Annotated in this window: 33 protein-coding genes; 29 read left to right on the top strand and 4 right to left on the bottom strand. The window is 62.0% G+C overall.

What is annotated here, in order from left to right:
- Window positions 1-279 precede the first annotated feature (279 nt).
- From rplC to WG907_RS08475, 23 genes are all read left to right on the top strand, one after another.
- Window positions 280-1,164 carry a 50S ribosomal protein L3 gene (gene rplC / locus WG907_RS08585; RefSeq protein ID WP_340232494.1) on the top strand — a complete coding sequence of 295 codons (885 nt, stop codon included), beginning with the start codon at window positions 280-282 and terminating at the stop codon, window positions 1,162-1,164.
- A gap of 3 nt (window positions 1,165-1,167) precedes the next feature.
- Window positions 1,168-1,791 (top strand): 50S ribosomal protein L4, encoded by a 624-nt coding sequence (gene rplD / locus WG907_RS08580; protein ID WP_340232332.1) that lies wholly within the window; start codon window positions 1,168-1,170, stop codon window positions 1,789-1,791.
- Entirely contained in the window at window positions 1,784-2,101 is a 318-nt protein-coding gene (locus tag WG907_RS08575; RefSeq protein WP_340232331.1) for a 50S ribosomal protein L23, read from the top strand. The genes rplD and WG907_RS08575 overlap by 8 nt, the downstream gene beginning before the upstream one ends.
- A 1-nt stretch (window position 2,102) precedes the next feature.
- Window positions 2,103-2,939, top strand: coding sequence for a 50S ribosomal protein L2 (rplB, locus tag WG907_RS08570; protein ID WP_340232330.1), 837 nt, complete (start codon window positions 2,103-2,105; stop codon window positions 2,937-2,939).
- Window positions 2,940-2,945: 6 nt separating this feature from the next.
- Window positions 2,946-3,221, top strand: coding sequence for a 30S ribosomal protein S19 (rpsS, locus tag WG907_RS08565; protein ID WP_007707899.1), 276 nt, complete (start codon window positions 2,946-2,948; stop codon window positions 3,219-3,221).
- Window positions 3,221-3,607 (top strand): 50S ribosomal protein L22, encoded by a 387-nt coding sequence (gene rplV / locus WG907_RS08560; RefSeq protein WP_340232329.1) that lies wholly within the window; start codon window positions 3,221-3,223, stop codon window positions 3,605-3,607. Before rpsS ends, rplV begins: the two co-directional genes overlap by 1 nt.
- Window positions 3,608-3,611: 4 nt before the next feature.
- Window positions 3,612-4,307 (top strand): 30S ribosomal protein S3, encoded by a 696-nt coding sequence (gene rpsC / locus WG907_RS08555; protein WP_340232328.1) that lies wholly within the window; start codon window positions 3,612-3,614, stop codon window positions 4,305-4,307.
- Between the two features lie 21 nt (window positions 4,308-4,328).
- On the top strand, window positions 4,329-4,760 hold the full coding sequence (rplP, locus tag WG907_RS08550; RefSeq protein ID WP_340232327.1) for a 50S ribosomal protein L16: 432 nt from the start codon (window positions 4,329-4,331) through the stop codon (window positions 4,758-4,760).
- 2 nt (window positions 4,761-4,762) lie between these two features.
- Window positions 4,763-4,966, top strand: coding sequence for a 50S ribosomal protein L29 (gene rpmC, locus WG907_RS08545; RefSeq protein ID WP_340232326.1), 204 nt, complete (start codon window positions 4,763-4,765; stop codon window positions 4,964-4,966).
- Between the two features lie 12 nt (window positions 4,967-4,978).
- Window positions 4,979-5,242, top strand: coding sequence for a 30S ribosomal protein S17 (gene rpsQ / locus WG907_RS08540; protein ID WP_340232325.1), 264 nt, complete (start codon window positions 4,979-4,981; stop codon window positions 5,240-5,242).
- A gap of 167 nt (window positions 5,243-5,409) precedes the next feature.
- On the top strand, window positions 5,410-5,778 hold the full coding sequence (gene rplN / locus WG907_RS08535; RefSeq protein WP_183956278.1) for a 50S ribosomal protein L14: 369 nt from the start codon (window positions 5,410-5,412) through the stop codon (window positions 5,776-5,778).
- A complete protein-coding gene (gene rplX / locus WG907_RS08530; RefSeq protein WP_340232324.1) occupies window positions 5,778-6,089 on the top strand; it encodes a 50S ribosomal protein L24 in 312 nt (103 codons plus the stop codon). Before rplN ends, rplX begins: the two co-directional genes overlap by 1 nt.
- Window positions 6,089-6,664 (top strand): 50S ribosomal protein L5, encoded by a 576-nt coding sequence (gene rplE, locus WG907_RS08525; RefSeq protein WP_340232323.1) that lies wholly within the window; start codon window positions 6,089-6,091, stop codon window positions 6,662-6,664. Before rplX ends, rplE begins: the two co-directional genes overlap by 1 nt.
- Before the next feature lie 52 nt (window positions 6,665-6,716).
- Window positions 6,717-7,022 carry a 30S ribosomal protein S14 gene (rpsN, locus tag WG907_RS08520; protein ID WP_340232322.1) on the top strand — a complete coding sequence of 102 codons (306 nt, stop codon included), beginning with the start codon at window positions 6,717-6,719 and terminating at the stop codon, window positions 7,020-7,022.
- 12 nt (window positions 7,023-7,034) lie between these two features.
- Window positions 7,035-7,430 carry a 30S ribosomal protein S8 gene (gene rpsH, locus WG907_RS08515; protein ID WP_340232321.1) on the top strand — a complete coding sequence of 132 codons (396 nt, stop codon included), beginning with the start codon at window positions 7,035-7,037 and terminating at the stop codon, window positions 7,428-7,430.
- Entirely contained in the window at window positions 7,430-7,963 is a 534-nt protein-coding gene (rplF, locus tag WG907_RS08510; RefSeq protein WP_340232320.1) for a 50S ribosomal protein L6, read from the top strand. The genes rpsH and rplF overlap by 1 nt, the downstream gene beginning before the upstream one ends.
- 1 nt (window position 7,964) lies before the next feature.
- Window positions 7,965-8,336: a 50S ribosomal protein L18 gene (gene rplR, locus WG907_RS08505; protein WP_340232319.1), complete on the top strand. Its 372-nt coding sequence runs from the start codon at window positions 7,965-7,967 to the stop codon at window positions 8,334-8,336.
- A 2-nt stretch (window positions 8,337-8,338) separates the two neighbouring features.
- Window positions 8,339-9,094 (top strand): 30S ribosomal protein S5, encoded by a 756-nt coding sequence (rpsE, locus tag WG907_RS08500; protein WP_340232318.1) that lies wholly within the window; start codon window positions 8,339-8,341, stop codon window positions 9,092-9,094.
- A gap of 5 nt (window positions 9,095-9,099) precedes the next feature.
- Window positions 9,100-9,279: a 50S ribosomal protein L30 gene (gene rpmD / locus WG907_RS08495; RefSeq protein WP_066560520.1), complete on the top strand. Its 180-nt coding sequence runs from the start codon at window positions 9,100-9,102 to the stop codon at window positions 9,277-9,279.
- A 134-nt stretch (window positions 9,280-9,413) separates the two neighbouring features.
- Complete coding sequence (gene rplO, locus WG907_RS08490; protein WP_340232317.1) at window positions 9,414-9,953, top strand: 50S ribosomal protein L15; 540 nt, start codon at window positions 9,414-9,416, stop codon at window positions 9,951-9,953.
- Between the two features lie 189 nt (window positions 9,954-10,142).
- Window positions 10,143-11,507 carry a preprotein translocase subunit SecY gene (secY, locus tag WG907_RS08485; protein WP_340232316.1) on the top strand — a complete coding sequence of 455 codons (1,365 nt, stop codon included), beginning with the start codon at window positions 10,143-10,145 and terminating at the stop codon, window positions 11,505-11,507.
- Between the two features lie 45 nt (window positions 11,508-11,552).
- The gene (locus WG907_RS08480) at window positions 11,553-12,206 is read left to right on the top strand and encodes an adenylate kinase (protein ID WP_340232315.1); all 654 of its coding nucleotides are present in this window, start codon (window positions 11,553-11,555) and stop codon (window positions 12,204-12,206) included.
- Between the two features lie 234 nt (window positions 12,207-12,440).
- Complete coding sequence (locus WG907_RS08475) at window positions 12,441-13,484, top strand: acyltransferase family protein (protein ID WP_340232314.1); 1,044 nt, start codon at window positions 12,441-12,443, stop codon at window positions 13,482-13,484.
- 47 nt (window positions 13,485-13,531) lie between these two features.
- On the opposite strand, the gene WG907_RS08470 is transcribed toward WG907_RS08475, so the two are convergent.
- Window positions 13,532-14,305 carry a CsgG/HfaB family protein gene (locus WG907_RS08470; RefSeq protein ID WP_445326785.1) on the bottom strand — a complete coding sequence of 258 codons (774 nt, stop codon included), beginning with the start codon at window positions 14,303-14,305 and terminating at the stop codon, window positions 13,532-13,534.
- A gap of 156 nt (window positions 14,306-14,461) precedes the next feature.
- On the opposite strand from WG907_RS08470, the gene lepA reads away from it, so the two are divergent.
- The 3 genes from lepA to WG907_RS08455 all read left to right on the top strand — a co-directional run bounded on the left by lepA (window position 14,462) and on the right by WG907_RS08455 (window position 17,582).
- Entirely contained in the window at window positions 14,462-16,270 is a 1,809-nt protein-coding gene (lepA, locus tag WG907_RS08465; RefSeq protein WP_340232313.1) for a translation elongation factor 4, read from the top strand.
- Between the two features lie 74 nt (window positions 16,271-16,344).
- Window positions 16,345-16,758: a PH domain-containing protein gene (locus WG907_RS08460; protein ID WP_340232312.1), complete on the top strand. Its 414-nt coding sequence runs from the start codon at window positions 16,345-16,347 to the stop codon at window positions 16,756-16,758.
- A 140-nt stretch (window positions 16,759-16,898) separates the two neighbouring features.
- Window positions 16,899-17,582 (top strand): hypothetical protein, encoded by a 684-nt coding sequence (locus WG907_RS08455; protein ID WP_340232492.1) that lies wholly within the window; start codon window positions 16,899-16,901, stop codon window positions 17,580-17,582.
- Window positions 17,583-17,594: 12 nt separating this feature from the next.
- Here WG907_RS08455 and rnd read toward each other — a convergent pair whose 3' ends face one another.
- Window positions 17,595-18,761, bottom strand: a complete 1,167-nt coding sequence (rnd, locus tag WG907_RS08450; RefSeq protein ID WP_340232311.1) for a ribonuclease D — start codon at window positions 18,759-18,761, stop codon at window positions 17,595-17,597.
- A gap of 127 nt (window positions 18,762-18,888) precedes the next feature.
- Here rnd and aspS point away from each other — a divergent pair, with 127 nt between their 5' ends.
- Window positions 18,889-20,673, top strand: coding sequence for an aspartate--tRNA ligase (gene aspS / locus WG907_RS08445; protein WP_340232310.1), 1,785 nt, complete (start codon window positions 18,889-18,891; stop codon window positions 20,671-20,673).
- 56 nt (window positions 20,674-20,729) lie between these two features.
- Here aspS and WG907_RS08440 read toward each other — a convergent pair whose 3' ends face one another.
- Entirely contained in the window at window positions 20,730-21,491 is a 762-nt protein-coding gene (locus tag WG907_RS08440) for an SDR family NAD(P)-dependent oxidoreductase (protein ID WP_340232309.1), read from the bottom strand.
- A gap of 125 nt (window positions 21,492-21,616) precedes the next feature.
- Between WG907_RS08440 and WG907_RS08435 the strand changes: the two genes are divergently transcribed.
- Together WG907_RS08435 and WG907_RS08430 are read left to right on the top strand one after the other, a co-directional pair.
- On the top strand, window positions 21,617-22,411 hold the full coding sequence (locus WG907_RS08435) for a polyphosphate kinase 2 family protein (RefSeq protein ID WP_340232308.1): 795 nt from the start codon (window positions 21,617-21,619) through the stop codon (window positions 22,409-22,411).
- Window positions 22,412-22,501: 90 nt separating this feature from the next.
- Window positions 22,502-22,687 (top strand): hypothetical protein, encoded by a 186-nt coding sequence (locus tag WG907_RS08430; protein ID WP_340232307.1) that lies wholly within the window; start codon window positions 22,502-22,504, stop codon window positions 22,685-22,687.
- Between the two features lie 52 nt (window positions 22,688-22,739).
- Here the strand turns inward: WG907_RS08430 and WG907_RS08425 are convergent, their stop codons facing one another.
- Window positions 22,740-23,486, bottom strand: a complete 747-nt coding sequence (locus tag WG907_RS08425; RefSeq protein ID WP_340232306.1) for an esterase/lipase family protein — start codon at window positions 23,484-23,486, stop codon at window positions 22,740-22,742.
- Window positions 23,487-23,578: the final 92 nt, after the last annotated feature.

Raw genomic sequence — 23,578 nt, 5'->3', positions numbered from 1 at the left:
CCGGCGAAGGCCGGGGTGGCAAGCCAGCAAGTCCCTGCAATCCGTTAGGAAGGCAGGGTATCGGGCATCTTCGGGAAACCGGGGGCTCAAAACGACACAAGGGATACCGCGCAGCCTCGGCTGTGGTCCTGGTCCCCCGTCGCCGTCCCCGAGAGGGGGCAGCATCCAACCCGGACGGGGTGATCTACATATTGGGTTGGCCGCGAAGGAGAAATCCCGAGCGGTTTTTTCGTTGGATACGCCCGCTGCTAAGGTGGGCCTCTATGGGAGTAATCAGTGATGCGCACAGGCGTGATCGCTAAGAAAGTCGGGATGACCCGCTTGTTTCAGGACGATGGGCGCCATGTCCCCGTCACTGTGCTCGCGCTCGAGGGCAACCAGGTCGTAGCGCGCAAGGAAACCGATCGTGACGGCTATATCGCCGTTCAGCTCGGTGCCGGCGTCGCCAAGGCCAAGAATGTCGCCAAGCCGCAGCGCGGCCATTTCGGCAAGGCCGAAGTCGAGCCCAAAGCACGTCTCGTCGAATTTCGCGTTGCCGAGGATGCGCTCCTCGATGTCGGCGCTGAAATTGCTGCTGACCATTTCATTGCCGGCCAGCTGGTCGACGTGGCCGGTCACACGCAGGGCAAGGGCTTTGCTGGTGCCATGAAGCGTTGGGGGTTCGGCGGCTTGCGTGCTACCCACGGCGTGTCACTTTCGCACCGTTCGCATGGTTCTACCGGTAACCGGCAGGATCCGGGTCGCGTCTTCAAAAACAAGAAGATGGCCGGCCACATGGGTGATCGTGAGCGGACGCAACAGAATCTGGAAATCGTCCGCACGGACGTTGAGCGCGGCCTTCTGTTCGTCAAGGGCAGCGTGCCTGGCGCGAAGGGCACCTGGCTGACGGTCAAGGACGCCGTAAAGGTACCTCGCCCGGCCGACGTTCCCTATCCCGCCAGCCTGATCGCCAAGGGCGTCGTCCACGAAGAAGACGACACGACACCGGGCATGGTCCCTGAAGCGGCCGTGCACCCGATCGCGGCGCTGCCGGGCGATGATGAAGTCAAGGCTGGTGTGGCCGCTTCTGATGCGCAGGCCAATGACGAGGGCGTCAACGATGCCCAGAACGCAACCCCGGCCGCCGGCGATAATGCCGGCGCCACCGACGGCCAGGAGGGCTAAACCATGAAGGTCAATGTACAGACCCTCGACGCACAGGCCGCTGGCGATCTGGATCTCGACGATGCCGTGTTCGGCGTCGAGCCCCGCGCCGACATCCTGCACCGCGTCGTCACCTGGCAGCTCGAAAAGCGCCGCGGCACGGCCCGCGGCACGCGGGAGCGGAGCGAAGTTGCCCGCACCGGCAAGAAGTTCGGTCGTCAAAAGGGTGGCGGTACGGCTCGTCACGGCGATCGCCGCGCGCCGATCTTCATCGGCGGTGGTAAGGCGCACGGCGCCCGCGTCCGCGACTTCAATCCGTCGCTGAACAAGAAGGTTCGCGCGCTCGGCCTTAAGATGGCGCTGTCGTCGAAGGTGAAGGACGGCTCGCTGACCATCATCGACAGCCTGGACGTGGCCGAAGGCAAGACCAAGGCCCTCGTGGCCAGTCTCGCCAAGCTGAACCTCACCAAGGTGCTGTTCATCGACGGCGACGCGGTGAACGTCAGCTTCGCCAAGGCGTCGGCCAATATCATCGGCGTGGACCTGCTGCCGGCTGTCGGCGCCAATGTCTACGACATCCTGAAAGCCGACTCGCTGGTGCTCACCCGCGCTGCGGTCGAAAAGCTGGAGGCCCGTTTCAATGGCTAAAAAGCAAGCCGGCACCGTCGACAACCGTCATTATGACGTGGTTGTCGCGCCGCACATCACCGAGAAGTCGACGCTTCTGAGTGAGAACAACGCCGTGGTTTTCAAGGTCGCGAACGATGCGACCAAGCCGGAAATCAAGGCGGCCGTCGAAGCGATCTGGGGCGTCAGCGTCACGAGCGTGAACACCCTGGTCACCAAGGGCAAGACGAAGCGCTGGAAGGGTAAACCTTACACGCGCTCTGATGTGAAGAAGGCGATCGTCCGTCTGGCCGAGGGCCAGTCGATCGACATCACCGAGGGAGTCCGCTGAGATGGCTCTGAAGCATTATAACCCGACGAGCCCGGCCCAGCGCGGCCTGATCCTCGTCGACAAGTCCAGCCTGCACAAGGGCAAGCCCGTCAAGGCGCTGACCGAAGGCAAGCGCAAGACCGGTGGTCGCAACAACAAGGGTCATGTGACCTCGCGCGGCATCGGCGGCGGGCACAAGCAGCGCTATCGCATCATCGACTTCAAGCGTCGCTTGTGGGATGTCGAGGGTACGGTCGAGCGTCTGGAATATGACCCTAACCGCACTGCCTTCATCGCGCTGGTCAACTATCCTGACGGCACCCAGGCCTATATCCTGGCGCCGCAGCGTCTTGCCCCCGGTGACAAGGTCATCGCGGCCAAGAAGACCGACGTAAAGCCGGGCAACGCGATGGAACTGGGTCAGATGCCGGTCGGCACGATCATCCACAATATCGAGATGAAGCCGGGCAAGGGTGGTCAGCTCTGCCGTTCGGCAGGCACTTACGCCCAGCTCGTCGGTCGTGATCGCGGCATGGTGATGGTGCGTCTGTCGTCGGGTGAGCAGCGTTATATCCGCTCGGATTGCATGGGCACGATCGGCGCCGTCAGCAATCCCGACAACGGCAACACCAATCTCGCCAAGGCGGGCCGCAACCGGTGGAACGGCATTCGTCCGCTTACCCGCGGCGTCGCCAAGAACCCGGTCGATCACCCTCATGGTGGTGGTGAAGGCCGGACCTCGGGCGGCCGTCATCCGGTTACCCCATGGGGCAAGCCGACCAAGGGTGCTCGTACCCGTCATAACAAGTCGACCGACAAGATGATCATCCGGTCGCGTCACGCCAAGAAGAAGAGGTAATCCGCGATGGCTCGTTCCGTCTGGAAAGGTCCGTTCGTGGACCTCAGCCTTCTGAAGAAGGCAGAAACGGCGCAGGACGCCGGTGGCCGCGCCCCGATCAAGACCTGGTCGCGTCGTTCCACCATCCTGCCCCAGTTCGTCGGCCTGACGTTTAACGTCTATAATGGCCGCAAGCATGTTCCGGTCTCCGTGAACGAGGATATGGTGGGTCACAAGCTGGGCGAATTCGCCCCGACCCGCTTCTTCCCCGGCCACGCCGCCGACAAGAAGGGCAAGCGCTAATGGGCAAGGAAAAGTCCCCCCGCCGGGTTGCGGACAATGAGGCACTGGCCGTCGGCACGCAAATTCGCGGTTCGGCCCAGAAGCTGAACCTCGTCGCGACGCTGATCCGGGGTCGCAAGGTCGAGGACGCGCTCAACATCCTGACCTTCTCGAAGAAGGCGATGGCGGTCGACGTGCGCAAGGTGCTGGCGTCGGCCATCGCCAATGCGGAGAATAATCACAATCTGGACGTCGACAGCCTGGTCGTCGCGGAAGCATCGGTGGGCAAGGCGTTCACGCTCAAGCGCTTCCATGCTCGCGGCCGCGGCAAGTCGACGCAGATCCTCAAGCCCTTCAGCCGCGTACGCATCGTCGTGCGTGAAGCTGGCGAAGAAGCGGAGGCGTAAGCTCATGGGTCATAAAAGCAATCCGATCGGTCTGCGTCTTCAGATCAACCGCACTTGGGACAGCCGCTGGTATGCCGAAGGCGCCGACTATGGCCGTCTGCTGCTGGAAGATCTCAAGATTCGCAAGTTCATCATGAAGACGATGCCCCAGGCAGCGATCTCCAAGGTGGTGATCGAGCGCCCGGCCAAGCTGTGCCGGATTTCGATCTACGCGGCGCGCCCCGGTGTCATCATCGGCAAGAAGGGTGCGGACATCGAGAAGCTTCGCAAGAAGCTTGCCGCTTTCACCACGTCCGACGTGTCGCTGAACATCGTCGAGATCCGCAAGCCCGAAGTCGACAGCCGTCTCGTGGCGCAAGGCATCGCCGATCAGCTGGAGCGCCGGGTGGCGTTCCGCCGGGCGATGAAGCGTGCGGTGCAGTCGGCCCTGCGTCTGGGCGCCGAGGGGATCAAGATCACCTGCGGCGGTCGCCTGGGCGGTGCCGAGATCGCCCGCGTCGAATGGTATCGCGAAGGCCGCGTTCCGTTGCACACGCTGCGCGCGAACGTAGATTACGCCGAGGCCGAAGCGCACACGGCCTATGGCGTGTGCGGTATCAAGGTCTGGATCTTCAAGGGCGAGATCCTGGGTCATGACCCGATGGCTACCGACCGGCTCATGCTGGAGGCTCAGACCTCCGGCGTGCGCCCGGCGCGCTGAACATAAGGTAGGTATAGCGTCATGCTGCAACCGAAGAAGATGAAGTTCCGCAAGACCTTCAAGGGTCGGATCAAGGGCGATGCGAAGGGCGGCACCGCGCTGAACTTCGGTGCCTATGGTCTCAAAGCCATGGAGCCCGAGCGGATCACCGCGCGCCAGATCGAAGCGGCCCGCCGCGCGATCACCCGTCACATCCGCCGTCAGGGCCGTTTGTGGATCCGTATATTCCCCGACGTTCCGGTGACGAAGAAACCCGCCGAAGTCCGCCAGGGCAAGGGCAAGGGTTCGGTAGAATATTGGGCGGCTCGCGTCGCTCCCGGCCGCATCCTGTTCGAACTCGACGGTGTGCCCGGTCCGCTCGCAGCAGAGGCCTTCTCGCGCGCCGCGATGAAGCTGCCCATCAAGACGAAGGTTGTCGCCCGCCTCGGCGACACCTCGCATCTGGAGGGTTGATCATGGCGAACGTCGCTGACCTCAAGACCAAAACCGACGACGAACTGTCGAGCGAACTCAACAGCCTGAAGCGCGAGCAGTTCAACCTGCGTTTCCAGGCGGCGACCAACCAGCTGGAAAAGCCCAGCCGGGTCAAGGACGTCCGCCGGTCGATCGCGCAGATCAAGACCCTACAGACCGAGCGCAACCGCTCGGCTGCGAAGTAAAGGAACCACACGATGCCCAAGCGCGTGCTGACGGGAACTGTGGTTTCCGACAAGACCGACAAGACGGTGGTCGTTCGCGTAGAGCGCAAGGTGAAACATGCGCTCTACGGCAAGATCATTCGCCGTTCGAAGAAATATCATGCCCATGACGAGGGCAATGTCTACAAGGAAGGCGAGACGGTACGCATCGAGGAGACCGCCCCGATTTCCAAGCTCAAGACCTGGAAGGTCGTCGAGCGCGTGGACACCCACAAGTCGCCTGAAACGGCGGCCTGAGGCCAGTCACTGATCCAGAGTCGCGATAGCTGAAACGCGGGGCTGGCTTTTCTTCGGAGAAGCGGTTACAGGCCCGCGCTTCTGGCTTTCGGATCCTCCGGGTCGAAGCCACGAATACGGAACCGCCGGGATCGTCTCGGTAGGCCAGACAAGAAGGAACCGGATCCATGATCCAGATGCAATCCAATCTTGACGTCGCGGACAATAGCGGCGCCAAGCGCGTCCAGTGCATCAAGGTGCTGGGCGGGTCGAAGCGGCGTTTCGCCGGTGTCGGCGACATCATCGTCGTTTCCGTCAAGGAAGCCCAGCCGCGCGGCAAGGTGAAGAAGGGCGACGTTCACCGCGCCGTCATCGTGCGCACGGCCAAGGACATTCGCCGCGCCGATGGCTCGGTCATTCGTTTCGACGGCAATGCCGCCGTGCTCATCAACAAGAATGAAGAGCCGATCGGCACGCGTATCTTCGGCCCCGTGGTGCGCGAACTGCGCGCCAAGAAGCATATGAAGATCATCTCTCTTGCGCCTGAGGTGCTGTAATGAGCGCTGCTAGAATCAAGAAGGGCGACAAGGTCGTCATACTCGCGGGCAAGGACAAGGGCCGCACCGGCACCGTGCTCCAGATGTTCCCCAAAGAGGAGAAGGTTCTGGTCGAGGGCGTCAACGTCCATGCCAAGCACCGCAAGCCCGATCAGGCGAACCCGCAGGGCGGCATCGACCGCAAGCCCGCGCCGTTGCACATTTCGAATGTGGCGATCGCTGGCGCCGACGGCAAGCCGACCCGCGTCCGTTTCGAGGACCGCGACGGCAAGAAGGTCCGCGTGGCCGTGAAGTCCGGGGAGACGCTGTAATGGCTGACACATATATTCCGCGTTCCAAGGCGCTCTATGACGCCGAGATCGCCAAGGCGATGACCGAGAAATTCGGTTACAAGAACGTCATGGAAGTGCCCAAGATCGAAAAGGTCGTGCTCAATATGGGCGTGGGCGAAGCGACGCAGGACAAGAAGAAGGTCACGCAGGCTGCCGAGGAAATGGAGCAGATTGCAGGCCAGAAGCCGGTCATCACCAAGGCGAAGAAGTCGATCGCGCAGTTCAAGCTGCGTGAAGGCATGCCCATCGGTGCGAAGGTTACGCTTCGTCGCGAGCGCATGTACGAATTTCTCGACCGCCTGGTGAACATCGCCATGCCCCGCATCCGCGATTTTCGTGGCCTCAACCCCAAGTCGTTCGACGGCCGTGGCAATTATGCCTTCGGCATCAAGGAGCAGCTGATTTTCCCGGAGATCAGCTACGACAAGATCGACAAGGTGCGCGGCATGGACGTGATCGTCACCACCACCGCGAAGACGGACGATGAAGCGCGCGAACTGCTGCGCCTTTTCGGTTTCCCGTTCCCGCAGGAAGAAGAGAAGCAGGCGGCCTGAACAGGCCCCGCTTCTCTCCCAACGCCTAAGGCAAAGGAAGAGAACTTAAGTCATGGCGAAACTGAGTTCCATCAACAAGAATGAGCGTCGCAAGAAGCTGGTCAAGAAATATGCCGGCAAATATGCGCGTTTGCGTGCGGTAGCCGACGACAAGTCGGCCGACGATTCGGACCGCCTGATGGCGCGGCTCAAGATGGCCGAAATTCCCCGCAACGGTAACCCGACACGCGTTCGGAACCGCTGCGAGGTGACCGGCCGTCCGCGTGCCTATTACCGCAAGTTCCGGCTCTGCCGCATTCAGCTGCGCGATCTGGCCAATAAAGGCCTGATCCCCGGCGTCACCAAGTCGAGCTGGTAAGGATATCATCTCATGGCATTGACCGATCCCCTGGGTGATATGCTCACCCGTATCCGCAACGGGCAGCAGGCAAAGAAGGACAGCGTTATGTCCCCCGCCAGCAAGCTGCGCGCTCGCGTGCTCGACGTGCTCCAGCGCGAAGGCTATATCCGCGGTTATTCCGAGGAAGCCATTGGCCAGCATCCGGGCCTGCGCATCGAGCTTAAATATTTCGAGGGCCAGCCTGCGATCAAGCATGTGGCCCGTGTTTCCAAGCCCGGCCGCCGCGTCTATTCCGGTTCGAAAGAGCTGCCGGTGGTGCGCAACGGCCTTGGCATCACCATTGTCTCGACGCCTCGTGGCGTTCTGTCCGACGCCGAAGCGCGTGAGCAGAATGTCGGCGGCGAAGTGCTCGCGGAGGTGTTCTGATGAGCCGCATCGGTAAAAAGCCGGTCGCGATCCCGAACGGGGTAACGGCGACGATCGAGGGCGGGCAGCTGTCGGTGAAGGGTCCCAAGGGCACACTCGCCCTCGCGATGCGCGACGAGATCAGCTACACGCTGGAAAATGATGGCATTTCGGTTCAGCCGGCCAACAAGACCAAACAGGCTCGCGCCTTCTGGGGGATGCAGCGTACGCTCGTTCAGAACCTGATCACCGGCGTGACGGAGGGCTTCACCAAGAAGCTCCTCATCACCGGCGTTGGTTACAGGGCGAACTCGCAAGGCAAGAATCTGAAGCTGCAGCTGGGCTACAGCCACGACGTCGATTTCGCGATCCCCGACGGGATCGAGATCAAGACCCCGGATAACACCACGGTCGAGATCATCGGTATCGACAAGCAGAAGGTCGGCCAGGTAGCCGCCGAAATCCGTCGCTGGCGTAAGCCCGAACCCTATAAGGGCAAGGGCATCAAGTACGAAGGCGAGTTCATCTTCCGCAAGGAAGGGAAGAAGAAGTAAGATGGCAAAGCTTTCCCTCTTCGAGCGGCGTCGCCGCCGCGTCCGTACCGCGCTCAAGGCGCGCTCGGGCCAGAACCCCCGTCCCCGTCTGTCGATCCATCGCTCGGGCCGTCACATCTACGCTCAGGTCATCGACGACGCTGCCGGCTCGACCGTCGCCGCCGCTTCGACTCTGGACAAGGATGTCGGCGCCAAAGCGCTCGGCAAGACCGGCGCGACGTCCGATGCTGCTGCCGATGTCGGCAAGCGCATCGCCGAAGCGGCCACCAAGGCGGGCGTGACCAAGGTCGTGTTCGACCGCGGAGGCTTTCTTTTCCATGGCCGCGTCAAGGCGCTGGCCGATGCGGCCCGTGAAGCCGGGCTGGAGTTCTGAACATGGCAGATGAAAACACCACCGGCGCTGGCAACCAGCCCGAGACCGTTCTGGGTCAGGATTCGAGCCCGCAGGAGTTAGTCCAGCCGCAGCAGGAAAATCGCGGTCCCGGCCGTGGCGCTCGCGGCAATCGCAGCGGCGGCAACAACCGTGGCGGCAATGATCGTGGTGGCCGTGGCCGTCGTGACGACCGCCGTGGCGGCAATCGCGACGACGATGGCGGCGAAGAGCTGATCGAGAAGCTGGTCCACATCAACCGCGTGTCGAAGACGGTCAAGGGCGGCAAGCGCTTCGGCTTCGCGGCGCTGGTCGTGGTCGGTGACGGTAAGGGCAAGGCCGGTTTCGGCCATGGCAAGGCGCGCGAAGTGCCCGAGGCGATCAGCAAGGCGACGGCTTCGGCCAAGAAGGCGATGGTTCGCATTCCGCTCAAGGAAGGCCGCACGCTGCACCATGATGGTCTGGGCCATTTCGGTGCCGGCAAGGTGACGTTGCGTTCGGCCCCGGCCGGTACGGGCATCATCGCCGGCGGCCCGATGCGCGCCGTGTTCGAAAGCCTGGGCGTAGCGGATGTCGTGACCAAGTCGAACGGCACGTCGAACCCCTATAATATGATCCGGGCGACCTTCGAGGCGCTGAACGAACAGACCAGCCCCAAATCGGTGGCGCAGCGTCGCGGCAAGAAGGTTGCTGACCTGCTTCGTCGTGGCGGCGCCTCGGTCGAGGTCGCTCAGGCCGACGCCGAAGCGATTGCGGAGTAACTGATATGGCCAAAATCAAGATCAAGCAGATCGGTTCGCCGATCCGCCGCCCTGCCGACCAGAAGAAAATTCTGATCGGTCTCGGGCTTGGCAAGATGCACCGGGTGGTGGAGCTTGAGGACACGGCGGAAGTCCGCGGTGCCATCAAGAAGCTGCCCCATATGGTGGCAGTGGTCGAGGGCTGAACGGCCCGGCCATCCGAAGAAATGAAGCGCAAAGAGGGGGAGACCCCTCTTTCGTTTTTTAGAGAGAGGCGCTAATGGCGCCGCTCCATTGGCTCCCACGGGGGCAGCGCGAACCAAGCGAAAGCGAGTGCACCATGACTTTCAAGCTGAACGACATCAAGGATAATGACGGCGCCCGCAAGGGCCGGATGCGCGTCGGACGCGGCATCGGCTCGGGCAAGGGCAAGACTGCCGGGCGCGGCCAGAAGGGTGCCAAGGCGCGCTCGGGTGTCGCCATCAACGGTTTCGAGGGTGGCCAGATGCCGCTCCACATGCGCATCCCGAAGCGCGGCTTCAACAACATCTTCGCCAAGGATTTCGCGATCGTGAACCTGGGCACCATCCAGAAGGCGATCGAGGAAGGCAAGCTCGATGCGGCTGCAACCATCGATCATGCCGCGCTCAAGGCCGCGAACCTCGCCCGTGGCGGCAAGGATGGCGTACGCCTGCTCGCCAAGGGTGAACTGACCGCCAATGTCAGCTTCCTGGTCGCCGGCGCGTCCAAGGGCGCGATCGAGGCCGTCGAGAAGACCGGCGGCAAGGTCGAGGTGATCGAGGTCGTGGCCGCCGCCGACAAGGCGAAGGCGAAGAAGGGCACGGCTCTGGCCGCCGCCAAGGCCGCGCGGAAAGCCTAAGCTTCCTCCAGACTTGCAAGCGTGGCCCCGCTGCCCGATATGGGTTGGCGGGGTCATGTATATCGGGGAAACTCAGTTTGTCGCTGCGGCGATAACTCCCCGTTCGACATGCATAGCCCGGCCCGCTAATGGGTGAGCGATTCCAGCCCGGGCGACCAGCCCGGCAAAAGTGATTTGAAGGGCAGCCACATGGCATCGAGAGCCGACCAGCTCGCATCCAACCTCAGTCTGGCAAAGTTCGGCCAGGCGACCGACCTCAAAAAGCGCCTGTGGTTTACCTTCGGCGCGCTGATCGTGTTTCGTTTTCTGAGCTTTGTGCCGCTGCCTGGCGTCGATCCGACTGCCCTGTCTCAGCTTTACAGCCAGACTAATGGCGGCATCCTCGACATCTTCAACACCTTTTCAGGCGGCAGCCTGTCGCGCATGAGCCTGATCGCCCTCGGCGTCATGCCCTATATCACCGCCTCGATCGTGGTGCAGCTCGGTTCGTCGCTGTCGCCGCAACTGGCGGCGATCAAGAAGGAAGGCGAGAGCGGGCGCAAGAAGCTCAATCAATATACTCGCTATGGCACGGTTGGCCTGACGGCGATCCAAGGCTATTTCATCGCCACGGGTTTGGAAAGCTTCGGCGCGTCGTCGGGTGTGCAGGCGGTGGTGGACCCCGGCATGCTGTTCCGTATCGCGGCTGTCATCTCACTGATCGGCGGCACCATGTTCCTGATGTGGCTGGGCGAGCAGATCACCTCGCGCGGCATCGGCAACGGCGTATCGCTCATCATCATGGCGGGCATCGTGGCGCAGCTGCCGGTGACGCTCAGCAACCTGTTCAAATCGGGGAGCGAGGGGTCGATCTCCGGCCTGCTCATCATGTTGATCGTGGTGTGCCTGATCGGGCTGGTCCTGTTGATCTGTTATATGGAGCGGGCACAGCGTCGTGTGCTGATCCAATATCCCAAGCGCCAGACGCGTCAGGGGCTGATGCAGGCGGATCGCAGTCATTTGCCGCTCAAGGTCAACACGGCCGGCGTGATACCGCCGATCTTCGCGTCATCGCTGCTGCTGATGCCGCTGACGATCTCGCAATTCGCGGGCAAGACGGTAGCGGGTGACAGCAAGCTTGGCGATTTCGTCCTGACGCTGAACCAGTATCTGGCGCACGGCACACCGCTTTATATGGCCCTTTATGCCTTTGGCATCGTGTTCTTCTGTTTCTTCTACACCGCCGTGGTGTTCAATCCGGAAGAAACGGCCGACAATCTCAAGCGCAATGGCGGGTTCATTCCTGGCATTCGGCCGGGCAAGAACACTGAAAATTATCTGGATTATGTGCTGACCCGCATCACCGTCATCGGCGCGGCCTATCTGGCGTTCATCTGCCTGGTGCCGGAATTTGCCATCGCGCGAGCGGGCATTCCCTTCTATCTGGGGGGCACCAGCCTGTTGATCGTCGTCAATGTCACGGTCGACACCGTCACGCAGATCCAGAGCCATCTACTGGCCCATCAATATGGTGATCTCATCAAAAAGGCGAAGCTTAAGGGCCGCCTGCGCTGACGGGCATGCCTGACTGACAGCGCACAACAGGGGAGTATGCGCTCAATGAATATCATCCTGCTTGGCCCTCCGGGTGCCGGTAAAGGCACGCAGGCCAGCCGCCTGGTGGAAAGCCGTGGCATGGTCCAATTGTCGACCGGCGATATGCTGCGCGCCGCGGTCAAGGCGGGCACGCCGGTGGGACTGCAAGCCAAAGCGCTGATGGAATCGGGTGCGCTGGTTCCCGACGACGTCGTGTCCGGCATTATCGGCGAGGCGCTCGATGCGCTTTCGCCCGAGACCGGTGTCATTTTCGACGGCTATCCACGCACGCAACCGCAGGCCCATTCGCTAGACGCCATTCTGTCGGAGCGCGGGCGTTTGCTCGATCATGTTATCGAGCTGGGCGTCGACGAAGATGCGCTGGTGGAGCGCATTACGGGGCGCTTTACCTGCGCAACCTGTGGCGCTGGCTATCATGACAGCTTTGCCCAGCCGAAAGTCGAGGGCACGTGCGACAAGTGCGGCGGTCACGAGTTCAAGCGGCGTCCCGACGATAATGAGGAAACCGTGCGGACGCGCATGGCCGAATACCGCGCCAAGACCGCGCCGATCCTGCCAATCTATGAAGCGCGGGGCATCGTGTCGCGGGTCGATGGCATGGCGGACATGGATGATGTGTCGACCGCGATCGCGGCGATTTTGGACGACAGGGCCTGATATCCCGGCGGATTGCTGGTCGTCCATCGGCAGCGGGTTGCCCTGGAAAGACTTCAGCTGGTGAAGGGCGTCGCCAACAGTATCTAGGATAGTCTGCAGTCTTCTGGACCCCGGCCCGCGCCGGGGCCCAGCGCGGCGCTTTATGCGCGGCATGCGCGCTCGACATCGACGTCGGGACTTGGCGTTAACTACGATAATAACGGATTTGTTGCGCCTGCGTTGCTATGAGGCGGGATGATCGTAACCAAAGGTTCGCGGATTCGGTTGACCGAACTCGACGCTTTGCGGGGCGTCGGGGCGCTGTGCGTACTCGTGTTTCATTATTCGACCCGCTTCCACGAATTATTCCCTCAGGCGCAGCATGTGCCCTTCAACTTTCCCGGCGGTAATTACAGGGTGCTGTTGTTCTTCGCGATTTCGGGCTTCGCGATTTTCTTCACGCTCGAACGGATTCGCGGTGTCGCGGATTTTGTCGTGAACCGGTTTGCTAGGCTCTATCCCGCCTATCTGGTTGCTATGCTGCTGACGCTCTCGATCGAATATGTCTCGCATATGTGGCAATTGCTGGTCGGCCCGGGGGCCATCCTCGCGAATATGACGATGTTGCAGGGCTTTGCCTTCCTCCCTGAGGTTGACGGCGCTTATTGGACGTTGACCGTCGAGATCGCCTTTTATTTCTGCATGGTCGCGCTGTGGAAATGGGTCGGGCTGAAGCGTCTGGAGCCGGCGCTGCTCGCCTGGCTCGCGCTGCGAGGGTTGTTCCAGCTATGGCCCGACATGCCCGAGCGAATCGTGATGCTCTTCGTGCTGCGCTACACGCCTTTCTTCATGATCGGGATGCTGGCCTATCGCATCTGGTCGGGGCAGCGGAGCTGGCGGCAGCAGGCGCCCTATGCGGGAGCCGCGCTATTGTCGGTCGCGGCGATTGAGACATGGGACCTGACCCTCGTCGCCATGCTCCTGATCGTGATTTTTGCGGCGCTGATCAGGGGCCGGCTTCGCTTTCTGGCGATCCGCCCGCTCGTTTGGCTCGGCGGCGTCAGCTATTCTTTTTATCTGATCCACCAGCATGTCGGCTTCGTCGTCATGATGAAGGTAGCGGGTGCGGGCTATGGGCCCTGGGCGGGCTTTGCCGCGGCCTTCTTCGTCGCTTTGGGGCTGGGCACGGCGATCAACCGGCTGGTCGAACGTCCGGCGGCCGAGGTGATCCTTGGCTGGTGGCGACGGCGTCGTGCGCGGGGAGCCAGCCTGCCTGCTGCCGAAGCGGAACAGACATGAAGAAGGCGTCGCCATTGCCGGCGACGCCTTCTGGTCCTGATTAATGCTTATTTCGCCTTCGGTGCCGCTGCCGCCGCATTATCGGGCAGGCCGCCCAACTGGGTCACCAATTTGGTATAGGCATCGAGATAGGCGAGCACGATGACCTGGCCGATTTCCGTATTCTGGTAGCCGCCGCCGCCAACCGCCGCGAGGCCGCCCATCCAGCCGAGGCCGCCGCCGCCGCCGAAGCTGAGGTCCGACTTGCGGAAATAGCCCTCGGTCATGGCTTCTTCCTCGGTCGTGCGCGCGTTCACGATCGACAGGGTGACATTGGCTTCCTTCTTCTTGATCGAGATGCCGCCGGCAAGAGCCCCCAGCGTCCCGCCCATGAAGCCGCCGAGCAGGCCGCCGATCGCGTTGCCGCCGCTATTCTGGTTGGCGGTGACGATGTCGGGCTGAAGGAAATAATCCGCCGCCTTCACTTGGCCCTTGCCCAGGTTGCTGCCGGACTGAAGTTCGCCCGAATCGGCCATGGCGCGTTCGATGTTGCGGCTGGCCATCGATCGGCCGCGATTGACGATACCAAAACAGCCCGATTGCTGGACGAACAGCTTGATGATCGCCTCGGGACTGCCAAGGCTCATCTCGCGCCACCACTGATTGTCGGGCTCGACGATGGCGACCGTGCCGATGCGGCGGGTGCAGTGGGGAATCTCCATCTGCTTCTTCGCTTGCGCCTGACGCCCCGAAGAGCCCTTTTCGGCCGCCAGCACCGGCGACATCGCCATCGCCATGCCGACGCTTGCCGCCATGATCGTCTTGAAAACCTGCATTGTCATGCACCCCGTTAGCTGCGGAAACTTGTTATCGATCTTTGCAACCCATCTTTGCCTATCCTGTATCACAACATGGCCGCTGTTCAAGCGAAGGGGTGGCAGTCCCCCGATATGGGGGGTGAGATGACAGGCTGATAAATGGCTGCTAGGGCGCGGCGCATGACCGACCTTTCGCATATCCGTAACTTCTCGATCATCGCCCATATCGACCATGGCAAATCGACCCTCGCCGACCGGCTGATCCAGCGTACCGGCGGGCTGACCGACCGCGAGATGAGCGCGCAGGTGCTCGACAATATGGATATCGAAAAGGAGCGCGGGATCACCATCAAGGCGCAGACGGTGCGCCTCGACTATGTCGCGAAAAATGGCGAGACCTATGAACTCAACCTCATGGACACGCCGGGCCATGTCGATTTCGCCTATGAGGTGAGCCGCAGCCTCGCCGCCTGCGAAGGCGCGTTGCTGGTGGTCGATGCGGCGCAGGGCGTGGAGGCGCAGACGCTCGCCAATGTCTATCAGTCGATCGAGCATGATCATGAGATCGTGCCCGTCATCAACAAGATCGACCTGCCCGCCGCTGAACCGGAAAAGGTGCGCAAGGAAATCGAGGATGTAATCGGCCTCGACGCATCCGAAGCGGTGATGGCGTCGGCAAAGTCCGGCATCGGCATCGACGAGGTGCTCGAAGCCATCGTCAACAAGATTCCCCCGCCCAAGGGCGATCGCAACGCGCCGCTGGAAGCGATGCTGGTCGACAGCTGGTACGACCCTTATCTGGGCGTCGTGATTCTGGTGCGCGTCGTCAATGGCGTGATCACCAAGGGGCAGAACGTCAAGTTCATGATTGGCGGCACCGAACATCTGATCGACCGGGTGGGGTGCATGCGACCGAAGATCGAAACGCTGCCCGAACTGGCGGCGGGCGAGATCGGATTCATCACCGCGCAGATAAAGGACATCAGCCAGACGCGCGTGGGCGACACCATCACCACGGTCAAGAACCCGGCCAAGACGCCACTGCCCGGTTTCAAGGAAGTGCAATCGGTCGTGTTCTGCGGCCTGTTCCCGGTCGACGCCAACGACTTCGACAAATTGCGTGATTCGATCAGCAAGCTGCGCCTGAACGATGCGTCCTTCTCGTTCGAGATGGAGAGCAGTGCGGCGCTTGGCTTCGGCTTCCGCTGCGGCTTCCTGGGGCTGCTGCATCTGGAGATCATTCAGGAGCGGCTGACCCGCGAATATGACCTGGACCTCATCACGACCGCGCCCTCGGTGGTCTACAAGATCCAGCTGACTTACGGCGCGGGCGAGATCGAACTCCATAATCCCGCCGACATGCCCGACCCTACGAAGATCGACGAAATCGAGGAGCCGTGGATCGAGGCGGTGATCTACTGCCCCGATGAATATCTCGGTTCCATCCTCAAACTCTGCCAGGATCGGCGCGGCATCCAGAAGAACCTGACCTATGTCGGCGGGCGTGCGCAGGTGACCTATGAACTGCCCCTCAACGAAGTGGTGTTCGATTTCTACGATCGCCTGAAATCCATCAGCCGGGGCTATGCCAGCTTCGATTACCACCAGATCGGCTACCGCGAGGGCGACCTCGTCAAGATGAGCATCATGGTCAATTCCGAACCCGTCGACGCGCTGTCCATGATCGTCCATCGCGGCACGGCGGAATCGCGCGGCCGCGGCATGTGCGAGCGGCTGAAGGACCTGATCCCCCGCCATTTGTTCAAGATCCCGATTCAGGCGGCGATCGGCGGCAAGGTGATTGCTCGCGAGACGATTGCGGCAATGCGCAAGGATGTGACCGCGAAATGCTATGGCGGCGACATCAGCCGCAAGAAGAAGCTGCTCGACAAGCAGAAAGAGGGCAAGAAGCGGATGCGCGAATATGGCAGCGTCCAGATTCCCCAGGAGGCGTTTATCGCCGCGCTACGCATGGGTGACGAAGCCTGACTCTCGCCGCGCCGGGCTCTTGACCCTGTCGCGGCTTCCGTGGTCAAGTTGGCGGCATGATGGGGAGCGCCGGGATGACCGAAACATGGCTGTATGACGAGAACCCGGCCATGTTCCGGGCGCATCCCTTCCTCTTCATCCTGTTGCTGATATCGGTCATCGGCATTCTCGCGATCGGCGTCTGGTGGGTGCTGCACAAGGGTGAGAGGCTGGCGCTGAGCGACCGCGAAGCGCTGTTGGAGCGGGGACTGTTTTCGCGACAGCGGACCGAGATCGCGCTGTCGAGCATTCGCAGCGTTCGCATTACGCAAAGCTTCGGCCAGAGGCTGTTCGATGTCGGCAATGTCGAGCTGTTCAGCGCGGGCGATGTCGCCGAAATCGCTATCCGCAATATGCCACGGCCGGGTAGAATTCGTGCCATAGCTGCGTCGCGTAACCTCGATCTGTTGCCGCAGCGCATAGCGTCGGCGGGCACGCCTGTGCGGTAGCGCTTGACTTCGCCCGTTTTATTCCAACGATAGCTCATAAGAGCGGACGCAGAGCCGCACAGGAGGACGCCGGGAAGCCCGCTACGCTGCATCATGCCGCGTGGTGTTAACAAAGGTCGTCTTTCATGGGTTTGCGGGTGATGCCGTCCTTGCCGGATTTGACGGCGGACCAGCGTGAGGAAATTCGGCAGGCCTGCGGCTTCGCCTGTGTGCGCTGCGGCGTCACCATCTATCGCTACCTGGGATTGCCGGACGGGCCGGGGGCGACATTGCTGTGCCCGACCTGTCACGGGCTGGTGGAGGAAGGGCGGCTGACCCCAAGCCAGGTCCAAAGCTTCCACGCCAATCCTGTGGTGCGCCAGCGTCATTTCGCACGTGACAGGCTGCCTTTTTCCAACGAATTGCCCCAGTTGATCGTCGGCGGATCGCGATTGCTGCGTGATACGCCGATCCCGATTACAGTCGATGGCGAGCCGATCCTGATCTTCGCGCCACCCCGGCGCAGCAATGGCGCGACGCGGATCAGCGTGCGGCTGGGCGCACCGGACGGTTCGCCCCGTCAGGTGATCGACGGCAATGAATGGTTGCCCGACGATGGCAGCTGGCATTTCCTCCTCCGTGGAGACCGCTACAGCATGATGGCGACGCGGGGCGATGGCCTTGCGGTGCTGCGCATCGTTACGCGCAACCGGATCGCCGTGGAGCATTTGCGCACGACCATTCGCGGCCGCCGCCTGGAAGTTACGCCTGACTGGCTGGAGATCGACGGCAAGCGCCATGTCGACCGCATCGGCAGCGGTACGCTGATCGGACTGGAATGTTGAGGCCGAAGCCTTTTATTCTGTCCGCGTCATCTTGAGCCGGCCGTTGCGCACCGCAAAGGCGAGCCGGCCTTCGACCAGATCGACGGCGTCGCGGCCGAACTGTTCGTAGCGCCAGCCTTCGAGAATCGCGAGATTCTCGCGCACGCCGGCCGCCAGCGCGTCGATATCGTCGGACCGAGCCAGCAGACGCGAAGCGACATTAATGTCTCGCGAGCGGATTTTGAGCAATAATTTGAGCAGATCGGCGACCAAGGCACCGTCCTTGCCAAGGCCCGGCCGCTTGGGATCGCGATCGGGCAGGTCTTCCTTGTCGAGCGGCCCGTGATTGCCGAGCGCCGCCATGAGCCGCGCGCCGATATCGTTGCTTTTCCAGGTCGCCGACAGCCCGCGCACTTTGCCGAGATCATCCTGCGTGCGCGGCGGATGGCTGGCGATATCGGCCAGCGTCTCATCCTTGACGATGCGGCCGCGCGGCAGATTCTTGTCGCGTGCCTCATGCTCGCGCCAGGCGGCGAGGGCTTTGAGGCGACCTAGCACATCGGCTTTGCGGCTGGCGATGCGGACGCGCTTCCACGCTTCGGCGGGTTCGTTGATGTAATTTTCGACGTCGCAGATGCGCTCCATTTCCTGATCGAGCCAGTCGCCGCGGCCGGTGCGGCGCAGTTCGTCGAGCATCTTGGGGAAAATCTGGATGAGATAGGTGACGTCGCCGATCGCATAATCGATCTGGCGCTTGTCGAGCGGACGGCGTCCCCAGTCGGTGAAGCGGGCGCCTTTGTCGAGTACGGTGCCGAGCCAAGCCTCGACCAGATTGCCATAGCCGATCTGTTCGCCAAGACCCAGCGCCATCGCCGCGATCTGAGTGTCGAACATCGGATGTGGCGTCTTGCCGGTTAGGTTGTAGATGATCTCCAGATCCTGCCCGCCGGCGTGGAAGACCTTGAGCACATCCTCATTGTCGCACATCAGGTCGAGTAGGGGCTTGAGATCGAGGCCGTTCGCCTTGGGATCGATCGCGGCCGCCTCATGCTCGTCGGCCACCTGGATCAGGCAGAGGTCGGGCCAATAGCTGTTTTCCCGCATAAACTCGGTATCGACCGCGATATAGGGGGATTTGGCGATGCGGGCGCAAAAGTCGGCAAGGGTCTGGCTGTCGGTAATCAGCGGATGAATTTGCATATGGTCTTCGATCTTATTATGGGCTGGCCCGCTCCCTGGCGGGCTGGTCGCACGTGACGAACAAGGCCATAGCTCGCCTGCAACAGTTTGTCATATCCCTATAGCGTATTCGAAAGACCCCTGATCCATGCACGCCTATCGCACCCACAACTGCGCCGCCCTTGGTGAGGCCGATGTCGGCGCGACCGTTCGTCTGTCGGGGTGGGTGCATCGCAAGCGCGACCATGGCGGGGTGCTGTTCGTCGATCTGCGCGACCATTATGGCATCACCCAGATAGTGGCGAAGGCGGAAAGCGATCCCCTGCGCGCGCTGGAAGGATTGCGGCTGGAATCGGTCGTGACGGTCGAAGGCAAGGTCGTCGCCCGCGCGGCCGAGGCGATCAATCCCAAGATGGTGACGGGGACTATAGAGGTGGTCGCCGACAGCGTAACGATAGTGTCCGCCGCCGCCGAACTGCCGCTGCCGGTGGCGGGCGAGCAGGACTATCCCGAAGATATCCGCCTGCGCTACCGCTTCCTCGATCTGCGGCGCGAGACGCTGCACGCCAATATCGTCACCCGCACGAAGATCATTTCCGACATGCGCCGCCGCATGGAAGGCGCGGGCTTCACCGAATATTCGACACCTATTCTGACCGCATCCAGCCCGGAAGGCGCACGCGATTTTCTGGTGCCGAGCCGCATCCATCCGGGGAAATTCTACGCCCTGCCGCAAGCCCCGCAGCAATATAAGCAGCTGCTGATGGTCGCGGGGTTCGACCGCTATTTCCAGATCGCTCCCTGCTTCCGCGACGAGGATCCGCGCGCCGACCGGCTGCCGGGTGAATTCTACCAGCTCGATCTCGAAATGAGCTTCGTCACCCAGGAAGATGTCTGGAACACGATGGAGCCGGTGATCGCGCAGGTGTTCGAGGCATTCGCAGAGGGCAAGCCGGTGACGCCAGCGGGCAGCTTCCCGCGTATTCCCCATGCCGAGGCGCTGCTCAAATATGGCAGCGACAAGCCCGACCTGCGCAACCCGATCATCATTCAGGACGTGACCGAGCATTTCCACGGGAGCGGCTTTGGCATTTTCGCGTCGCTGGTCGAAAGCGGCAGCGTGATCCGCGCGATCCCCGCACCGGGGGCTGGCGCAGGCAGCCGCAAATTCTTCGACGAAATGAACAATTGGGCGCGGGGCGAAGGCTATTCGGGCCTGGGCTATATCAACATCAAGGACGGCGTGCCCGGCGGTCCGATCGCCAAGAATCATGGCGAGGAAGCGACCGCGAAGCTGATCGCGGCGCTAGGGCTTGGCCCCAATGACGGCGTGTTTTTCGCGGCAGGCAAGGAATCGCAGGCGGCCAAGCTGGCCGGCCTCGCGCGCATCCGCGTGGGCGAAACGCTGGACCTGATCGACAAGGACCGGTTCGATCTGTGCTGGATCGTCGATTTCCCCTTCTACGAATATGATGAGGATTCAAAGTCGATCGACTTCGCGCACAATCCTTTCTCGATGCCGCAAGGCGGGCTGGACGCGCTGAACACTCAGGACCCGTTGACGATCAACGCCTATCAATATGATATGGTCTGCAACGGCTATGAGATCGCGTCGGGATCGATCCGCAACCAGTCACCGGAACTGATGGTCAGGGCGTTCGAACTGGTGGGCCTGAGCCAGCAGGATGTAGAGGATCGCTTCGGCGGCCTCTATCGCGCGTTCCAGTACGGCGCGCCGCCCCATGGCGGCATGGCGGCGGGCGTCGATCGCATCGTCATGCTGCTGGTTGGCGCGCAGAATCTGCGCGAAGTGACGCTGTTCCCGATGAACCAGCGCGCCGAGGACCTGTTGATGGGCGCGCCCAGCTCGGCTGAGTTCAAGCAGCTGCGCGAACTGCATGTGCGTGTGGTGGAGCCGCAGGCGAAGGGGTGATGTGCAAGTCTGTCATCGACGCCGGTCCTGATGGTCCGGCGTCGATCAGACCCCATTCAGGATGCGTTCTGGCCGCCATCCACCAGCATGATGCTGCCGGTGACGAAGCTGGCTTCGTCGGACAGCAGCCAGCGAACGGGGTAGGCGATCTCGTCGGGCTGTGCCAGGCGACCCATAGGCACGGCCTGGATCACCGATTCACGCAGACCGTCGAACCTGTCGAATTGCGCTTGCATCATGTTCGTCTGCGTGGCGCCGGGCAGGACGGCATTCACCCGGATGCCCATCTTGGCATAATCGAGCGCCGCCGCACGCGTCGCCGATAAGACGCCGCCCTTCGCCGCGCAATATTCCGCGCCGTTGGGGAATGCGTCTATCGCCGCAGCGGATGAGATATGGACGATGGAGCCTTTCCCGGCATCCAGCATCGCCGGCACCTGCGCACGCATCGCAAAAAAGACGCTGCGCAGATTGATGATATAGACCGATTCCCAGAACTCCGGGTCGATCTCATGTATCTTTCGCCCCTGGAATGGCTTTCCGGCCGCATTGCATGCGCCATCGAGCTTGCCGAACGCCTTGACCGCCGCCTCGACCGCGGCGTGATGCTGCGCCTCGTCGGCGACGTCGAGCCGCACGAACTGAGCCTGACCGCCGCTGCTGTTGATGGCTTCGGCCACCGCCTTGCCGCCCTCAACATTGACGTCGGTTACGGTGACGGCCGCCCCCGCCTGTCCGCAGAGCAGGGACACGGACCGGCCGATACCATCGGCGCCGCCGGTCACCAAAATCGAATGGCCTGCCAGTAACTGCGTCATCCAAACTCTCCTGCATTATGATTGTCGGCCTGCCATCGGGTATAAACGCCATCCTTTCAACACCGCCCGGATTGGCATAGGCTACGCCTGAACCACGTTTTTCCGGTTCGTATGAGGAGGCGCACATGCGCATCGATCTTGCCGATTTCGATGGGGGAGCGAAGTATCGGGGTGACTATGAGGCCGATCTTGCTGCGCTCCAGCAGCGGCTGGCCAAGATCCAGGTTGCGCATATCATCCACGACCGGCGGTCGGTGATCCTGTTCGAAGGATGGGACGCCGCGGGCAAGGGCGGCATTATCAAGCGGATGAGCGCCGACTGGGACCCGCGCTACTTTCAGGTGCATCCGATTTCCGCGCCCAATGAGATCGAGCGCGATCATCATTTCCTCTGGCGATTCTGGACGCGACTGCCGGCCGGCCGCAACATCGCGGTCTTCGACCGAAGCTGGTACGGCCGTGTCCTGGTCGAACGCGTAGAAGGCTTTGCGAAAAAAGCCGAGTGGAAGCGCGGCTACAATGAAATCAACGCCTTCGAACAGCAGCAGGTCGACGCGGGCACGAACATCGTCAAGCTGTTTGTCCACATCACGCAGGACACGCAGGACAAGCAACTGGCCGAGCGGCTCGACACCCCGTGGAAGCGATGGAAAACCGGCGCCGACGATTATCGCAACCGGGCGCGGCGGGCGGCATATCTTAAAGCCCTGCACGCCATGTTCAAACGCACCGACACCAAATATGCGCCCTGGCATGTCATCGACAATAATGATCGCAAAGCAGGGCGGATCGCGGCTTTGACCTATGTCGCCGATCAGCTCGAAGCGCTGGTGCCGATGGATTTCCCCGAGGCCGACCCCGCGGTGGTTAAGCTGGCGGAGGCAGCCTTTGGCTATCAGCCGTCGCTCAAGGTCCGGTAATTTCGCGATTTGGCAGCGCCGCGCAAAACGCGCTGGTAACCGCCGCAAATCCGGCTAGGCTACCCCTCCATAATGAAGGAGAGGACTGCCATGCTCGTCATGTTCGTAGGCGCGGATCGCACGGAGACCGCCGTCAATGCCGCGCAGGTAACTTTTGTTTCCTCGGTCAACGATGGCACCCGCATCCGCTTCGGCGAGGGGCGCAGCGTGACCGTGACCGAACCGATCGGCGAGGTTCTCGACAGCCTCAATCGCTCGTTGCGGCCCCATGAATAGAGCAGGCAGCTGATATAATCGGTCGCTGTCGGACGGGCGCGGCTCGCGACGATCAGTCCATCATCGCCAGCGCCTGCCCGACCGCCAATATCCCCTCGGGCGAGGCGGCGAAGCCCATATGGGTACAATCGACCTCGATCGCCTGATCCCTCTCGCCGGACCGGCCGCGCGCGCATTCGGGCAAGATCACCCCATCGCGCCGCGACCATAGCGCAATCGTCCGCACTGGTGGTTTTTCCTCGCGGCAGCAGGCAAAAGGCGGCTGATCGACGGGAAAGCCTGAAACGAGTTGGTAGAGCCTCCAGGCATGATTGGCGCGCGGGTCGCCTGAAAAGGGCGTGCCCATAGTGACGATGCCGCCAACCTTGCCGGTGGCATATTTTGCATATTCGCGAGCGAACAGGCCGCCAAGGCTCCACCCGACCAGCGTGACCTTGCTGCCCGATTCGCGCCGTATCTCGTCGACGCGCCGGTCGATCCGCTCCAGACTGTCGCTTTTGGGCCCGAAATTACGGCCCATGCCCCAGCCATGAGCATCATAACCGGCCTCGTTCAGGATGCCGCGCATCGCTTCCATCCGCGATTCCGACGCGAGCAGGCCGGGAATCAGCAGGATGTGCCGTCCATCACCTCGCATGCGACCGGCCAGCGACCCGGCCTGCGCCCGCGTACGCGCCGAATCGATCGGCAGGGATGCGTTACGAAACAGATGATGGGCCTGCGGGCGCGCCGGGGCGCGTGGCCCGGTAGCGAGGCGGTCTTTCCAGAAGCTGGCGATTGCGTTGGTATAAGGTGGCACGACGATTCCCAGATGCCCGGATGGGCAAAAGTGACATTGTCGTGACAAACGGCTGGCGCGTCCATGAGTTTCAACTTGCGCGGCGAACGGCT

It is taken from the genome of Sphingobium fluminis (genome assembly GCF_037723805.1).
Lineage (GTDB): Bacteria > Pseudomonadota > Alphaproteobacteria > Sphingomonadales > Sphingomonadaceae > Sphingobium.
Note: the sequence above shows the minus strand (reverse complement) of the source record. Positions and strands in the feature narration are given on the sequence as shown.

Excerpts from the sequence above, each read along its gene's own strand:
- rpsN (WP_340232322.1), top strand. The coding sequence starts at position 6,717 with ATGGCGAAACTGAGTTCCATCAACAAGAATGAGCGTCGCAAGAAGCTG.
- rplF (WP_340232320.1), top strand. The coding sequence starts at position 7,430 with ATGAGCCGCATCGGTAAAAAGCCGGTCGCGATCCCGAACGGGGTAACG.
- rplV (WP_340232329.1), top strand. The coding sequence starts at position 3,221 with ATGGGCAAGGAAAAGTCCCCCCGCCGGGTTGCGGACAATGAGGCACTG.
- WG907_RS08455 (WP_340232492.1), top strand. The coding sequence starts at position 16,899 with ATGCCGTCCTTGCCGGATTTGACGGCGGACCAGCGTGAGGAAATTCGG.
- rplR (WP_340232319.1), top strand. The coding sequence starts at position 7,965 with ATGGCAAAGCTTTCCCTCTTCGAGCGGCGTCGCCGCCGCGTCCGTACC.
- rpmD (WP_066560520.1), top strand. The coding sequence starts at position 9,100 with ATGGCCAAAATCAAGATCAAGCAGATCGGTTCGCCGATCCGCCGCCCT.
- rpsE (WP_340232318.1), top strand. The coding sequence starts at position 8,339 with ATGGCAGATGAAAACACCACCGGCGCTGGCAACCAGCCCGAGACCGTT.
- rplB (WP_340232330.1), top strand. The coding sequence starts at position 2,103 with ATGGCTCTGAAGCATTATAACCCGACGAGCCCGGCCCAGCGCGGCCTG.
- WG907_RS08470 (WP_445326785.1), bottom strand. The coding sequence starts at position 14,305 with ATGACAATGCAGGTTTTCAAGACGATCATGGCGGCAAGCGTCGGCATG.
- WG907_RS08435 (WP_340232308.1), top strand. The coding sequence starts at position 21,617 with ATGCGCATCGATCTTGCCGATTTCGATGGGGGAGCGAAGTATCGGGGT.
- aspS (WP_340232310.1), top strand. The coding sequence starts at position 18,889 with ATGCACGCCTATCGCACCCACAACTGCGCCGCCCTTGGTGAGGCCGAT.
- WG907_RS08475 (WP_340232314.1), top strand. The coding sequence starts at position 12,441 with ATGATCGTAACCAAAGGTTCGCGGATTCGGTTGACCGAACTCGACGCT.
- rpsC (WP_340232328.1), top strand. The coding sequence starts at position 3,612 with ATGGGTCATAAAAGCAATCCGATCGGTCTGCGTCTTCAGATCAACCGC.
- WG907_RS08575 (WP_340232331.1), top strand. The coding sequence starts at position 1,784 with ATGGCTAAAAAGCAAGCCGGCACCGTCGACAACCGTCATTATGACGTG.
- secY (WP_340232316.1), top strand. The coding sequence starts at position 10,143 with ATGGCATCGAGAGCCGACCAGCTCGCATCCAACCTCAGTCTGGCAAAG.
- rplP (WP_340232327.1), top strand. The coding sequence starts at position 4,329 with ATGCTGCAACCGAAGAAGATGAAGTTCCGCAAGACCTTCAAGGGTCGG.
- rplC (WP_340232494.1), top strand. The coding sequence starts at position 280 with ATGCGCACAGGCGTGATCGCTAAGAAAGTCGGGATGACCCGCTTGTTT.
- rplX (WP_340232324.1), top strand. The coding sequence starts at position 5,778 with ATGAGCGCTGCTAGAATCAAGAAGGGCGACAAGGTCGTCATACTCGCG.
- rpsQ (WP_340232325.1), top strand. The coding sequence starts at position 4,979 with ATGCCCAAGCGCGTGCTGACGGGAACTGTGGTTTCCGACAAGACCGAC.
- WG907_RS08440 (WP_340232309.1), bottom strand. The coding sequence starts at position 21,491 with ATGACGCAGTTACTGGCAGGCCATTCGATTTTGGTGACCGGCGGCGCC.
- rplE (WP_340232323.1), top strand. The coding sequence starts at position 6,089 with ATGGCTGACACATATATTCCGCGTTCCAAGGCGCTCTATGACGCCGAG.
- rplO (WP_340232317.1), top strand. The coding sequence starts at position 9,414 with ATGACTTTCAAGCTGAACGACATCAAGGATAATGACGGCGCCCGCAAG.
- rpsS (WP_007707899.1), top strand. The coding sequence starts at position 2,946 with ATGGCTCGTTCCGTCTGGAAAGGTCCGTTCGTGGACCTCAGCCTTCTG.
- rpsH (WP_340232321.1), top strand. The coding sequence starts at position 7,035 with ATGGCATTGACCGATCCCCTGGGTGATATGCTCACCCGTATCCGCAAC.
- lepA (WP_340232313.1), top strand. The coding sequence starts at position 14,462 with ATGACCGACCTTTCGCATATCCGTAACTTCTCGATCATCGCCCATATC.
- WG907_RS08480 (WP_340232315.1), top strand. The coding sequence starts at position 11,553 with ATGAATATCATCCTGCTTGGCCCTCCGGGTGCCGGTAAAGGCACGCAG.
- WG907_RS08460 (WP_340232312.1), top strand. The coding sequence starts at position 16,345 with ATGACCGAAACATGGCTGTATGACGAGAACCCGGCCATGTTCCGGGCG.
- rpmC (WP_340232326.1), top strand. The coding sequence starts at position 4,763 with ATGGCGAACGTCGCTGACCTCAAGACCAAAACCGACGACGAACTGTCG.
- rplD (WP_340232332.1), top strand. The coding sequence starts at position 1,168 with ATGAAGGTCAATGTACAGACCCTCGACGCACAGGCCGCTGGCGATCTG.
- WG907_RS08430 (WP_340232307.1), top strand. The coding sequence starts at position 22,502 with ATGCTCGTCATGTTCGTAGGCGCGGATCGCACGGAGACCGCCGTCAAT.
- rnd (WP_340232311.1), bottom strand. The coding sequence starts at position 18,761 with ATGCAAATTCATCCGCTGATTACCGACAGCCAGACCCTTGCCGACTTT.
- rplN (WP_183956278.1), top strand. The coding sequence starts at position 5,410 with ATGATCCAGATGCAATCCAATCTTGACGTCGCGGACAATAGCGGCGCC.